This window comes from Corynebacterium occultum (genome assembly GCF_009734425.1).
Taxonomy (GTDB): domain Bacteria; phylum Actinomycetota; class Actinomycetes; order Mycobacteriales; family Mycobacteriaceae; genus Corynebacterium; species Corynebacterium occultum.
Window position 1 is genome coordinate 1539087 of sequence record NZ_CP046455.1, and the last position, 12058, is coordinate 1551144.

Genomic DNA, 12058 nt, shown 5'->3' on the forward strand with positions numbered 1-12058 from the left:
CTACGGGGAGAACCATGTCCACCTCAGAAACCAATGTCGGCCAGGGTGCGGAATCCGTTGTTTATCTTGATCGGCGGATAGTGTGGTCCGGGTTGTTCTTCGGTGCTGGGATCGCCGCCGCGATGATTGACTTGTTCATCTTTCATCTGGGTCTGCAGTGGCATCATTTCTATGATTTATCCACCCATGCGGTCGCATTGACCACGGATGGCTTCTTCCATGCCTTCAGTTGGTTCATCACGGTCTGGGGATTGTTCCTGTTGGCGGATATCCGTCGGCGTCGGGGAGTTCCCTGGTGGCGGTGGGTTGGGGCGGTGATCGCCGGGATAGGGTTCTTTCAGCTCTTGGATGGGACCATTAACCATAAGGTGCTGCGTATCCATCAGATTCGCTATGGGGTGGATAATCTTCTGCTTTATGACGTGGTGTGGATTGGTTCGGCCATCCTGATTGCGCTGGTGGGACTTTTTATTCTGTGGCGCACTCGCCCAGCCAAAACTTCTTCGGGGTGATGGGAAATGCGTACCCATCATGAGCATGTGTCTTCAGTGCCCCACGGTCAGGGCTGGGTGGTGTGGGTGGTTTTTGAGTCACTCGCCCTTTTCCTTCTGTTTATCGCCTCGGCAGGTTATGCCCTGGCACTGTATGTCTCGCGTGAGCGTAGTCCGTGGCCGTTTCGCCGTACTGTGCTGTGGTATGCGGGGGTTGTCTGCGCTGGTTTCGCTCTGGTGGGGCCGGTGGCTGAGGCTGCGCATTCCAGTTTCACCTTCCACATGGTCGGGCATCTGCTCCTGGGGATGGTTGCCCCGCTCCTGCTTGTGTTGGCTGGGCCCGTCTCACTGGTATTGCGTGCTCTACCGGTGTCTGCCGCGCGTCGGGTCAGTGGTTTTCTTCGCACTCCCGGGGTGCGTGTATTCACCCATCCGGTGATCGTGGGACTGCTCAATGCCGGTGGGCTCTGGCTTCTCTACACCACGGATCTTTTCCATCTGATGCATTCCTCGGTGCTGATCTATGTCCTGGTCCATCTCCATATTTTTCTGGCGGGTTATATCTTCACGGCTTCCCTGGTTGGGGTGGATCCTGATCCACATCGGGCTTCGATGCGGACGCGTTCGGTGGTGTTGGTCTTCTTCATCGCCGCTCATCAGATTCTGGCGAAATGGCTCTATGCCTACCCGCCGGCCGGGATAGCGGTCAGGGATGGGGAGGTTGGGGCGCAGTTGATGTACTACGGCGGGGATGTTGTTGATGTTGCCCTGATTGTGCTGCTCTTTTTGGGTTGGTACCGGGTGACCCGTCCTCGGGGTGGGGAGCTTGTTCGGAAGGGGAATCTGGCGGGGAGCGGGTGAGAACACGCTTTAAGGTCGACGATCTGAAGGGCGGGGGTGTCTTTTCCGGCGTCTCTCCAGCCACATTGCTCCTCCGGCACAGGAAAAACCGGCCTGAACTGTGCTGTGGAGCAGTTCAGTCCGGTTTGGTCGGCAGGGACCCCAGGGGGTTAAGCGTTCACCTGGTATCCGGTCATGGAGAGTGAGCCCATGGTGCGTTCATCATTGAAGACGGAGACTTCGGACTTTTCCAGGGCTGCGGTGGCGCCGGCGATATAGGCCAGGGGCAGGAAGTGGTCTGGGGTGGGGACTGCCTGGCGGAAGTTTTCGTGGTGCAGCAGGGACTCCGCGCGGTCCGGGTCGCCGAGCATGATTTCCTTGGCGGCGGCGTCGAAACGGTCTGCCCAGTCGAAGCCGGTGTTGCCGGCTTTCCACTGCACCATGGAGAGGTTGTGGACGACATTGCCGGAACCGACGATGAGCACATTGTGCTCCTCGGCCAGACGTGCCAGTCGGTTGCCCAGCAAGACGTGTTCGGCGAAACCCTTGGTGCCGTCGATGCTCAGCTGCACCACCGGGATTTTTGCCTCGGGGAACATGTGCTTGAGCACGGACCAGGTGCCGTGGTCCAGGCCCCAGTTGTAGTCCTCCTGGACGAGGGTGGGTTTGGCGATGTCCTTGACCAGCTCGGCGATTTCGGGGTCGCCGGGAGCGTCGTAGTGGACGGCGTTGAGCTCCGGGGGGAAGCCCCAGAAGTCGTGGATGGTCTTGGGGTTGGTCATGGCGGTGACGCCGGTGCCCCGGGTGTACCAGTGGGCGGAGACGGAAAGGATGGCGCGGGGGGCGCTGTCTGAGATCTTCTCCCCCAGGGACTTCCAGGTGTTGGTGTACTGGTTGTCCTCGATGGCGTTCATGGGGGTGCCGTGGCCGACGAAGAGTGCCTTGGTGTTCATGTCAACTACTTTAGCACCCTTTGTTGCTGTGTCAAGCATTCGCGGCCCTCGGCGGTCACGGCCACAATATCCTCGATCCGGGCACCGAACCTACCGGACAGATAGATCCCCGGCTCCACCGAGAAAGCCATCCCCTCCTCCAGAACCAGCTGATTTCCCGCCATGATGAAGGGCTCCTCATGGGTGGACAGTCCGATCCCGTGACCGGTGCGGTGGCTGAAGTACTCCCCGTAGCCGGCCTCGGTGATGATGTCCCGGGCCACCAGATCGATGGACTCGGCGGTGACCCCGGGGCGCACCGCCGCGACAGCCGCCTCCTGGGCACGGAAGAGCACCTCATAAAGCCTCCGGAACTCCTCCGGTGCCGCATCCACCTCACCCCCTGTCACATAGGTGCGGGTGGAGTCGGAGTGATAGCCCACCCCATAGGTGCCGCCGATGTCGAGGACCACCGGATCCCCCGCCTCCAGCACACGCTCAGAGAAGGAATGGTGGGGGTTCGCACCATTGGGACCCGAACCGACGATGATGAAATCCACCACCTCATGTTCAGCCAGGATCAGCTGCTCCAGATCAGCCGCCACCTCAGCCTCGGTACGACCGGGTCGCAGCAGTCCCGGCACCTGGGCATGAACCCGGTCAATGGCGTGGCTGGCCTCCCTCAGCTGCTCAATTTCTGCGGCATCCTTGCGCATGAAGAGTTCCTTCAGTGCGGCGGTGGCCAGCACAGTCCGGCGCTCTCCCAGCAGTTCCTGCAGGGCGAGGACATGATCAGCGGTCAGTGAACTTCCCAATGCCACCGGGCCCTGACCCTGCAGGGCTGCCACAGCGAGTTGATGGGCGGATTCCCCGTCCCGCCAACCCCGAACGTCGATGTCGAGTTCCGGCACCGCGGAAGCACCCAGATCAGCGGCATCAACCTCCGGGGCCACCAGGAGTGGGCGACCCGAAACCGGGATCACCAGCGCCGTCAGTCGCTCATGGGAGCTGATCCAGGAACCGCTCAGATAGGCCAGCTCCGGCCCGGGGCCGATGATCAACCCGTCCAGACCAGCTGCTGCAGCCTGTTCGACAGCGGCAGCGATCCGGCGGGCATAAACCTTGGATTCAAATAATTCTGGCATGCCCCCAAGTGTAGGAGCCGCCGCCCCTCCCCCGCTGGCCCGGGGTGCTTATCGACGCCGCGGAGCTAGGCTGGGCAGACATGAACACCCCTCCCGCCATCCGCATCGGCGGCAATGCAGGATACTGCTCCGGAGTGCTGATCGCCCCGCACCTGGGTGCCGCCCCGAAAACACGCAGCAATCTGGCCTTGAGCTGCGCACATTACTTCCACCGGGACCGCGTGGGGGTTGCAGTGCGGGGCAGGGCCTTCCACACCACGGTGGAAGAAGTCATCAAGATCCCCTGGAGCGATATCGCGGTGGTGCGACTGGCCAAGGACTGCCCGGTGCAAGATCTACCAGCAGTGTCCCAGCGCCGGGCGGAATGGCTGAGCCAGGTCACCACCACCGGCTTCGGCGGCAGTCCCGCCACCCCCAATCAAAAGCAGGGCCGGGTGATCGCCCGGATACCACTCTCCCTGTCCCGGGACCTGGGAACCTTCGTCCGCTCCGGGGCGGTGCTCTACAACACCCCGGCAGCAATCCGCGGCGACTCCGGTGGCCCGGTGATCAACCACGGCCAACTCATCGGCCTACAGTCCCTGATCCTGGATCCCTTCGGCCGGAACCTGAAGATAGCCACCGTATCCCAGCTGGCCCCACACCTGCCCGCCATCCGCCAGGCGGTGGCGCAGCTGAAAAGCTGAGGAGCAAGGGGGGGCGTCGATAAGCGAAGAAACCGATGCCCCCGCAATGCCAGAGGGGCCGTCGGCTCCTCACCGGATGATGCCGTTCTCACTGAGGATGCGCTGCACACCCCCAGGACACATAGCGTGGGCCTGCGCCAAGGTGGTCCATCCGTTCTCGAGAATGAAACCGGTCGCCTGGGTGATATAGGACGTTTCTTTCCAGCTCAGGGGAAAATTCTGCTGCGCAAGAACTTTAATGCAACGAAAAAGTTCCTGTCCCTCCGGGGAATCAAACGGATCGGGATTGAGATCAGTTTTGTACATGTATTCTTTTCTTTATTTCTAAGCAACAAGGTTCTTCTCGCGCACCCCCCACCACCATGGTGGTGCCGCCGAGGGATCGGGGCGGCCAGGGTCAGATGCCGCTGAGACTGCCACCGGCAGCAAGGTGATCTTCCCAGCTGTCAATATCGGTATGGGTGCGCAGCAGGGCGCGGCGCTCCCGCTCGGTTAATCCACCCCACACCCCGAACTCCTCCCGGTTGTCCAGGGCGGTGGCCAGACACCGCTGGCGCACCGGACAGGGCCGGCACACACTGGCAGCACTGCGCTGCTGCGCACCCCGGACAAACAACGCATCAGGATCATTGTCACGACACCTGCCGTGGGCAACCCACCCCTCCGGTGTCAGGGTCTTCGCGGTTCCGGGGGTGCGGGCAGGTTCCCTCCTGATGACCTGGGCAGCCGGTCCCTGCCACACCGGGACGCCCCGCTGCTGATCAAAATATAGTGCTGTGGACATTGAAATACTTTCTAACTAAAAACAATGTAGACAAAATATGTTCCCATCAGGGAATGGCGCGACTGTTCTCCCCTACCTCAATCGCAGACCCGCTCCCGTGGCGCATCACGGCTGAGAGCGCACGCTAAGTGAGCCTTTCTGCGTCTAGCACAGAAAGGGGTCGGCATCGAGAGTTCAGAAGTGCACTCCCCGCTCCTGCCGACAGGTGCTGATGGTGCCGGAACGTGAGGCCGCCAGGAAAATTAAACGGTGCCCCTTACTGAGGGTTGATGGGAGTGAAGGTGCCAGCCCGGGCTTCGATGATGGTCGCGGCATCCAGAAGGGTGTCCTCATCAAACCGACGACCCAACAGCTGCACACCGGTGGGCAGACCATCGACAATGCCGGTGGGCACCGACATGGCGGGGAACCCCAGAACCGGGATCGCCATCATAGAAGCCTGGGCGTTCATCAACCGGCGCATGCTCTCCACGCTCTCGATGTCCGCATCCTGCTCGAAGGCCTGCTCCGCAGAAACCGGCAGGATGATGATCGGGTAGGTCTCGAGGATCATGGCCAGTTCCCTGATCAAGGTCCCCCGGCGGGAGTACCCCTTGATGAAGGTCTCAAGGTCAGGCTTATCCCCCCACCACTCCGCCGCAACCGCATAGTAGTGGGCGGCTGCTTTCTGCATGCCCTCATCACCAACTTCTTCCACCAGGGGCATGGCGAGACGGAATTCCTCCATGGCCAGCAGATACCACAGCTTGTAGGCCTCACGGAGCACCGGCAGTTCGATCTCCTCGACGATATAGCCAAGATCCTGCAGCCAGTAGGCCGCCTGGTCCAACGCGGCATTGACCGCGTCGGTGGATTCCGCCACGCCGAGGTCTCGCACGAGCCCGACCCGCAGGGGGTGTCGCGGCTTCGCAGCCACCCGGGCACCGGGGACGAAGGCAGGGTCTCGGGGGCTGAAATCATTAAGTGCACTCATCGTCAGCCGCACATCGGCCACACTCCGGGCCAGGGGTCCCTGGACGAGCATGGTCTGCACCGACAGGCTGGCATCGACATCATCGGGGTGATAGGTCTGGGCGACCCGGCCGGCGGTGGGTCGCAGTCCCACCACACCACAGGCATAGGCCGGGTAGCGCACCGACCCGCCGATGTCGTTGCCACCGGCGATGGGCACCATGCCCGACGCCACCGCAGAGCTGGCACCACCACTGGAACCGCCCGGGGTGCGGGAATCATCCCACGGGTTGAGCGTTCGCCCGTGCAGGTCGTTGTTGGTGAACCACCGGTAGGCGAACGCCGGGGAGTTGCTGCGCCCCATCAGCACAGCACCGGCACGACGCAGGCTGGCCACATGCGGACTATCCTCCGTTGCCACCGCATCCTTGAAGGCGACCACGCCCTGGGTGGTGGCATACCCGGCCTGATCCGAGTTGATCTTGATCGACACCGGAACCCCGTGCAGCGGTCCGAGCTGCTCACCGGCTACCCGACGACGGTCCGCGTCATCAGCCAGGGACAGTGCCTCCTCGGGGCGGACCTCCACCAGGGCGTTGAGATGCGGGTTGACCTCATCGATGCGCTCCAGGCAACTTTCGACGATCTCCCGGCTGGAAACTACGCCGGTGGCCACCGCGGATGCCATCTCGGTGGCGGTCCACTGCCACAACTGCTCCTCTCCCACTTCGTTACTCCGGGTACGGGAACCGAGGATCGGATCTGTCTTCGCCATTGCGCCACCTTCTCGAGCTGAACCAAACATGAACCACACTTCATCACTTTTCCGATGTGGTGCGATGTGGTGCGATTCATATAACCTGAGCGACACCAAGCAAGTCAACGGTGTTGACATAAGGAGGGTCCGATGACCGGGAGAATGACACCAGAGGAACGTCGGCGGCGACATAAGCCCACCAAAACAGGGGTTGTACTCGACGAGAAGAAAATCGTCATCACAGCCATGCGCATGCTGGAGGAGTATGGGCCAGCTGGCTTGTCGACCCGTCGTCTGGGTCGTGCGCTGGGGGCTGATCACACCGCCCTCTACCGCTATTTCCTCAACATGGACGATCTGGAACTGGCCATCACCGATGAGCTGATCACCCAGGTGACAAAAGACTGGCACCCCACGGGTGACTGGAAGGCAGACCTCCGACGCTGGGGTTTGAGTGCTCATGAGGAGTACATGAAACACCCCCAGGCGGCCAAGATCGCTGCCACCCGCATTTCGGGCCGGCCGGCTGAAATGGCGGGAGTAGAAGCAATTCTCGCCACCCTGCGCACCGCCGGTTTCTCTGATCTCCAGGCAGTGACCTACTACCAGTGTTTCATCACCCAGATGTTGTCCTATGCCGCCTGGGACGGTGCCAAGACACTCATGCCCCAGAAGGAACGGGAAGCAGACATCGCCCGCTGGCAAAACATATATGCCCGAGCATCCCCCGAGAAGTATCCCAACATCGCCGCCACCGCCGGGCTGATCGCACAGCTCGAAGGGCTGGATACCTACCCCATGGCTCTGCAGATCCTGCTCGCCAGCATGCAGGCCACCCTGGATCAGAGGGCGTGAACAGTTTTCGATCCTCCCTGAAGTGCTTGATGGTCCCGCCGTTTCAGCCTGACTGGGCTGTGAGCTGCCTGGGGCCCGGGGCCCGGAAAGACTCACGCCGAGCAGGTAATCCAATAAAACATCCGCAGTCACTCGAACGGGTTACTGGCCGTTCGAGTGACTGCGGATGTTTTATTGACCCCCGGGGCGGCTCCTCAGACGATGACCCCCTGCCATGTCAGACGAAGACCCCCTGCCATGTCAGACGAAGATGCGCGGGCTCATCAGGGGAAGCCACCAGACATTCCGGCTGTGCAGGTGAGAGAAACCCCTGATGGCCCAGAGCTTTACTGGAGGAAACTAGGGCTCCATGTCGAAGGCCCGGGCGAAGGTGGCCCAGGACTCGTGGATGTCATCCTGCCAGTAGCCCCAGGAGTGGGTGCCGGTGGAACGCAGGTTCCAGTCAGCGGGGATGCCCTGGGCATCCAGCTTGGTCTTCAGGTTATGGGTGCACCAGTTGGTGGCACCTTCAATGGCGCCGCCCTCAATGCCGGTGACCAGCAGGGCGGCCTGCTTCTCAATCTCGGAGAAACCTTCCAGACGCGGGCTGGAGGGCAGATCCCAGGAGCCGACCAGGCCGGAACCATTGGAGATGTAGAGCTCGGTGCCGCGCAGCTTCTCAGAGTTGATCAGCGCATCATTGTAGATCCAGGTGCCATTGCCACGGGGGCCCCACATCTGCTCCGGGGTGGCCTTGCCACGGTCCAGGGTCAGCTTGATGGACTCGTAGCCGACGAGGTCGTTGGTGGCGGCACAACCGGAGTAGGAACCGGCGGCGTCGTAGAAGCCCGGGTTGTGCTGGGCGAAGAGCAGTGAGGTGGTGGCGGTCATCGACATGCCGGCGATGGCACGACGGTTATCGGCACCGAGATAGTCCTCCAGCGGTCCGGGCAGCTCCTTGGTCAGGAAGGTCTCCCACTTCTGGACACCACCCAGGTCGGCATTCTCAGACTCCCAGTCAGTGTAGTAGGAGAACATGCCGGCCATGGGGATAACCAGGTTGACATCTTTGTCCATGTAGAAGTCGATGATGTCGGTCTGCTGGATCCAGTTCGCGCCACCTTGCTCGCCGCCATCGGCACCATTGAGCATGTAGATGGTCGGAGCGTTCTCGGACTCTGCCTTGAGAACCGCCAGCGGCACCTTACGGCCATTCATGGCCGGGGAGGTCGCGGTCAGCTCGATGAGACGGTCACTGTCGTCATTGCGCGCCAGGCGCCGCCAATAAGGGGCGGTGTCGGAGACGGTCCCGCTCTTCTCCTCCAGGGTGGCCGGCTGGGCATCACCGATCACATCTGCCGGAGTGAGCTCGGCAGCACCAGCGATGGGGGCGATGACACCTCCACTGATGCAGGTGGCGGCCAGGGTCAGGGCGGCGGCCGGCGCGGCGATGCGACGAAGCAGGCTCATCGGTCCTCTTTCCTTAAGATTTTCCGGGGTTTTCCCGCTCTCACCTTAACCGTGCCATGAGCGCGGCGTGGGAAGAGCGGGGCTAGTTTCTTTCGAGAATATCAGCACCAAGGCAGGGGCACTCTCTACCGCGCCCCTGGGGGCCGTGATATTTCCTTGAGAAATTACCTTCTCATGGGGACTTATTGTCACCCGTTTGAAATTCGTTACGCGGGCCGCCAAGGGGGCACCCCCACTACCCGGCACCTTGGATCGGGTCGCCAGGGGGTGCCACTGAGTCCACAGGTTTTTAAGCGCCGATGGCCACCACACCACGACGGATCGCCTCAATCGCCTGGCGGGCGGTGCGCTGCAGGTCCTTGGTGTAACCGGTTTTGGCCACCTGTTCCAGCAGGTCAATAACCTGGAGACACCAGCGCACGAAATCACCCGGGGTCAGCTCAGCACCTGACTCCGCTGCTGCAGCCAGGCAATAACCCAGCGGGGCGCCAGCCGCCCATTGGTGCACCGCGAGGGCGAAACCGGCCTCCGGGTAGCGGGTGATGGGCAGGCGGTGGCGCTGCTCATCAGCACTGAGCTCGGTCCACACCCGTACCGTCGCATTCATGGCATCCGCCATCCGGTCGGTGGCGGCTTCCGGCTCACCGCGGCCCTCCTTACGGTTTTCAAAGGTGCACAGGCTGACCGCACCGGAAAGTTCTGCCGGATCCAGCTCATCCCAGATCCCGCGCTTGAGGCATTGGGCGACCAGCAGGTCGGAACCATTGTGGATCCGAGCCAGGCGCTCCCCCTCCTCCGTGATCCGGGGCTCATCCCCGGATTTGTCCACATAGTCCATCTCGGCGAGCAGGTTGATGATGCGTTCGAAGGTCCGACCGAGGGTGTCCGTGGCCTTGCTGACCTTGCCCTCCAGCCTTTCCAGATCCCGTTCCCGACGTGTCAGCCGCTCCGCAATGCGGGCCAGCTGCTCCCGGTCGGTGGCGGGCCAATGGTGCACGGGGTGCTCGCGAATCGACTTCCGCAGCTCCACCACCTCGGCGGTGTCCTTGACGCGGGCCTCCAGCTTCAACTTGTTCGGCCGACCATAGTTATTGCGACGGAAAGCATCGATGATGAACTTGCTGTTCTTCCGCGGATGATGGGTGACATTGCGCGGCAGGCGCATATGCCCCAGCACCATCGGGGGGTTCGCAAAATCAGAGACGTCGATCCGCCCCGACCAACCGGTCTCGGTGATCACCAGGGGGCGTGGATCCCGCTGCTGGCTGGCCGGCGTGACGACGACCGCGAGAACGGGACGTTTGCGGCCCGGCATGGCGATGACTTCGCCCAGCTGCAGCTTGCCCAGCAGATGCAGGGTCTCCTGGGAGCGCTGCTCCAGGCCGTAGCGGCGGGCCTGTTTCTCCTCATCACTGAGCTGGCGACGCAGGCGGATATAATCCACCAGCTGCTCCGCCACATCCGCTTCATCATCCCGGCGTGGCGGGTTGACCGCGGCGACCGCCTCATCGAGCTGATCGCGCAGCTGTTTCACGCGGTGCTCGGCACGCTCGATCTCCCGGACCTCATCCACCACTGAACCATCCGCCTGGAACTGGGCGAAGGACTTCTCCAGCAGCCGGAAGGAAGGTTCATAGCCGATGGTTCCCAGCAGGTTGATGGACATGTTGTAACCCGGCTGGAAGGTGGAGATCAAGGGGTAGGTACGTGCCGAAGCCAGGCCAGCCACCGAGCGGGGGTCCATGGCGGGTGCCCACTGCACCACCGCATTACCCAGTACGTCAATGCCACGACGCCCGGCCCTGCCGGTCAGCTGGGTGTACTGGCCGGGACTCAGTTCCACATGGGCCTCACCATTGAACTTGACCAACTTCTCCAGCACCACCGAACGAGCCGGCATATTGATGCCCATGGCCAGGGTCTCGGTGGCGAAGACCGTGCGGACCAGACCCTTGACGAAGAGTTCCTCCACGATATGACGAAAGGCGGGGAGCATGCCCGCGTGGTGGGCGGCGAAACCACGCTGCAGCGCCGCCTTCCACTGCCGGAAGTTCAGCACCTCCAGGTCCTCCTCCGGGATGCCTTCCACACCGGCATCGATGATCCGCCCGATCTCATCGGCTTCCGTCTGATCGGTGAGGATCAGCTGGGAACGCAGACACTGGTACAGGGCGCCGTCACAGCCCGCCCGGGAGAAAATAAAGACGATCGCCGGCAGCATATTGCGACCCTTGAGCACCTGCAGCACCTCGGGTCGACCCATCGCGCGGTGGCGGTCCCCGGTGCGGGGACGCCCCGAACGCAACGGGGGCCGCTCATCCCGGCCACCGCGGGATCTGGCCCGGAAACCCTGCCCGGAACGGTAGTCCTCCCGCCCCTCCTCCGCATCCCCGGACTCCAGGCGCTCAATGGTGCGCTGCAGTTCGCGGTTGACCTCATGGCTGCCCGGTTCAAAGAGCGGGAAGACCTTCTTGCCCACCATCATCCACTGGTCCAGGGGGACCGGGCGGTGCTCCGAGACAATCACCTGGGTGTCACCCCGGACGGTGGAGAGCCATTCGCCGAATTCCTCGGAGTTCGAGACCGTGGCGGAAAGCCCGATGATGTTGATGGACTCATCCAGGTTGAGGATGACCTCCTCCCAGACTGAACCGCGGGAGGCGTCAGCCAGGAAGTGGATCTCATCCATCACCACATGGCTGAGGCGGTCTAAAGCACCGGATTGCGCATAGATCATGTTGCGCAGCACCTCGGTGGTCATCACCACGATCTCGGCGGAAGCATTGATGGAGACATCACCGGTGAGCAGACCCACCACATCCTCACCATGGGCCGTCACCAGGTCGTGGTACTTCTGGTTGCTCAGCGCCTTGATCGGGGTGGTGTAGAAACACTTGGTTCCCCGGGAAAGCGCGAGGGAGACCGCGAACTCACCGACGATGGTCTTGCCGGCACCCGTGGGGGCGCAGACCAGCACCCCATGATCGGCCTCGACGGCATGGCAGCCCTCGATCTGAAAGTCATCGAGGGGGAACCCCAGAGCAGCGGAAAAGCTGTCGAAGTGAGAATCGTTCATAGCTTCCACGCTACCGGCTATGCCGGAACTGGTGTGGGGTCGGTCATGGTTTCCCAACACAACAGAACCCCCTTCCCTGCGGTGATTGACTA

11 protein-coding genes are annotated in these 12058 nt (G+C 62.2%); 4 read left to right on the forward strand and 7 right to left on the reverse strand.

The genetic code is table 11. From position 1 onward, the window contains the following. Positions 1-14 precede the first annotated feature (14 nt). The gene (locus tag COCCU_RS07200; RefSeq protein ID WP_156230882.1) at positions 15-512 is read left to right on the forward strand and encodes a DUF2243 domain-containing protein; all 498 of its coding nucleotides are present in this window, start codon (positions 15-17) and stop codon (positions 510-512) included. Between the two features lie 6 nt (positions 513-518). After that, positions 519-1352, forward strand: coding sequence for a cytochrome c oxidase assembly protein (locus tag COCCU_RS07205; protein WP_156230883.1), 834 nt, complete (start codon positions 519-521; stop codon positions 1350-1352). Between the two features lie 149 nt (positions 1353-1501). On the opposite strand, the gene ygiD is transcribed toward COCCU_RS07205, so the two are convergent. After that, positions 1502-2284: a 4,5-DOPA-extradiol-dioxygenase gene (gene ygiD / locus COCCU_RS07210; protein WP_156230884.1), complete on the reverse strand. Its 783-nt coding sequence runs from the start codon at positions 2282-2284 to the stop codon at positions 1502-1504. Positions 2285-2289: 5 nt separating this feature from the next. Next, positions 2290-3408 carry a M24 family metallopeptidase gene (locus COCCU_RS07215; RefSeq protein WP_156230885.1) on the reverse strand — a complete coding sequence of 373 codons (1119 nt, stop codon included), beginning with the start codon at positions 3406-3408 and terminating at the stop codon, positions 2290-2292. 80 nt (positions 3409-3488) lie between these two features. On the opposite strand from COCCU_RS07215, the gene COCCU_RS07220 reads away from it, so the two are divergent. After that, complete coding sequence (locus COCCU_RS07220) at positions 3489-4094, forward strand: S1 family peptidase (RefSeq protein ID WP_156230886.1); 606 nt, start codon at positions 3489-3491, stop codon at positions 4092-4094. Positions 4095-4163: 69 nt separating this feature from the next. Here COCCU_RS07220 and COCCU_RS07225 read toward each other — a convergent pair whose 3' ends face one another. The 3 genes from COCCU_RS07225 to COCCU_RS07235 all read right to left on the reverse strand — a co-directional run bounded on the left by COCCU_RS07225 (position 4164) and on the right by COCCU_RS07235 (position 6604). Further along, on the reverse strand, positions 4164-4400 hold the full coding sequence (locus tag COCCU_RS07225; RefSeq protein WP_156230887.1) for a hypothetical protein: 237 nt from the start codon (positions 4398-4400) through the stop codon (positions 4164-4166). Between the two features lie 91 nt (positions 4401-4491). Beyond that, positions 4492-4878 carry a WhiB family transcriptional regulator gene (locus COCCU_RS07230; RefSeq protein WP_156230888.1) on the reverse strand — a complete coding sequence of 129 codons (387 nt, stop codon included), beginning with the start codon at positions 4876-4878 and terminating at the stop codon, positions 4492-4494. Between the two features lie 256 nt (positions 4879-5134). Further along, positions 5135-6604, reverse strand: coding sequence for an amidase family protein (locus tag COCCU_RS07235; RefSeq protein ID WP_156230889.1), 1470 nt, complete (start codon positions 6602-6604; stop codon positions 5135-5137). A 132-nt stretch (positions 6605-6736) separates the two neighbouring features. Between COCCU_RS07235 and COCCU_RS07240 the strand changes: the two genes are divergently transcribed. Next, entirely contained in the window at positions 6737-7441 is a 705-nt protein-coding gene (locus COCCU_RS07240; protein WP_156230890.1) for a TetR/AcrR family transcriptional regulator, read from the forward strand. Positions 7442-7780: 339 nt separating this feature from the next. Here the strand turns inward: COCCU_RS07240 and COCCU_RS07245 are convergent, their stop codons facing one another. Both COCCU_RS07245 and COCCU_RS07250 read right to left on the reverse strand, forming a co-directional pair. Beyond that, a complete protein-coding gene (locus tag COCCU_RS07245) occupies positions 7781-8890 on the reverse strand; it encodes an alpha/beta hydrolase (protein WP_156230891.1) in 1110 nt (369 codons plus the stop codon). 289 nt (positions 8891-9179) lie between these two features. Next, positions 9180-11966, reverse strand: a complete 2787-nt coding sequence (locus COCCU_RS07250; RefSeq protein ID WP_156230892.1) for a DEAD/DEAH box helicase — start codon at positions 11964-11966, stop codon at positions 9180-9182. Between the last annotated feature and the right edge of the window lie 92 nt (positions 11967-12058).

Coding starts and splice junctions, on each gene's coding strand:
- COCCU_RS07245 (WP_156230891.1), bottom strand. CDS start 8,890: ATGAGCCTGCTTCGTCGCATCGCCGCGCCGGCCGCCGCCCTGACCCTG.
- COCCU_RS07205 (WP_156230883.1), top strand. CDS start 519: ATGCGTACCCATCATGAGCATGTGTCTTCAGTGCCCCACGGTCAGGGC.
- COCCU_RS07235 (WP_156230889.1), bottom strand. CDS start 6,604: ATGGCGAAGACAGATCCGATCCTCGGTTCCCGTACCCGGAGTAACGAA.
- COCCU_RS07250 (WP_156230892.1), bottom strand. CDS start 11,966: ATGAACGATTCTCACTTCGACAGCTTTTCCGCTGCTCTGGGGTTCCCC.
- COCCU_RS07240 (WP_156230890.1), top strand. CDS start 6,737: ATGACCGGGAGAATGACACCAGAGGAACGTCGGCGGCGACATAAGCCC.
- COCCU_RS07225 (WP_156230887.1), bottom strand. CDS start 4,400: ATGTACAAAACTGATCTCAATCCCGATCCGTTTGATTCCCCGGAGGGA.
- COCCU_RS07215 (WP_156230885.1), bottom strand. CDS start 3,408: ATGCCAGAATTATTTGAATCCAAGGTTTATGCCCGCCGGATCGCTGCC.
- COCCU_RS07230 (WP_156230888.1), bottom strand. CDS start 4,878: ATGTCCACAGCACTATATTTTGATCAGCAGCGGGGCGTCCCGGTGTGG.
- COCCU_RS07220 (WP_156230886.1), top strand. CDS start 3,489: ATGAACACCCCTCCCGCCATCCGCATCGGCGGCAATGCAGGATACTGC.
- ygiD (WP_156230884.1), bottom strand. CDS start 2,284: ATGAACACCAAGGCACTCTTCGTCGGCCACGGCACCCCCATGAACGCC.
- COCCU_RS07200 (WP_156230882.1), top strand. CDS start 15: ATGTCCACCTCAGAAACCAATGTCGGCCAGGGTGCGGAATCCGTTGTT.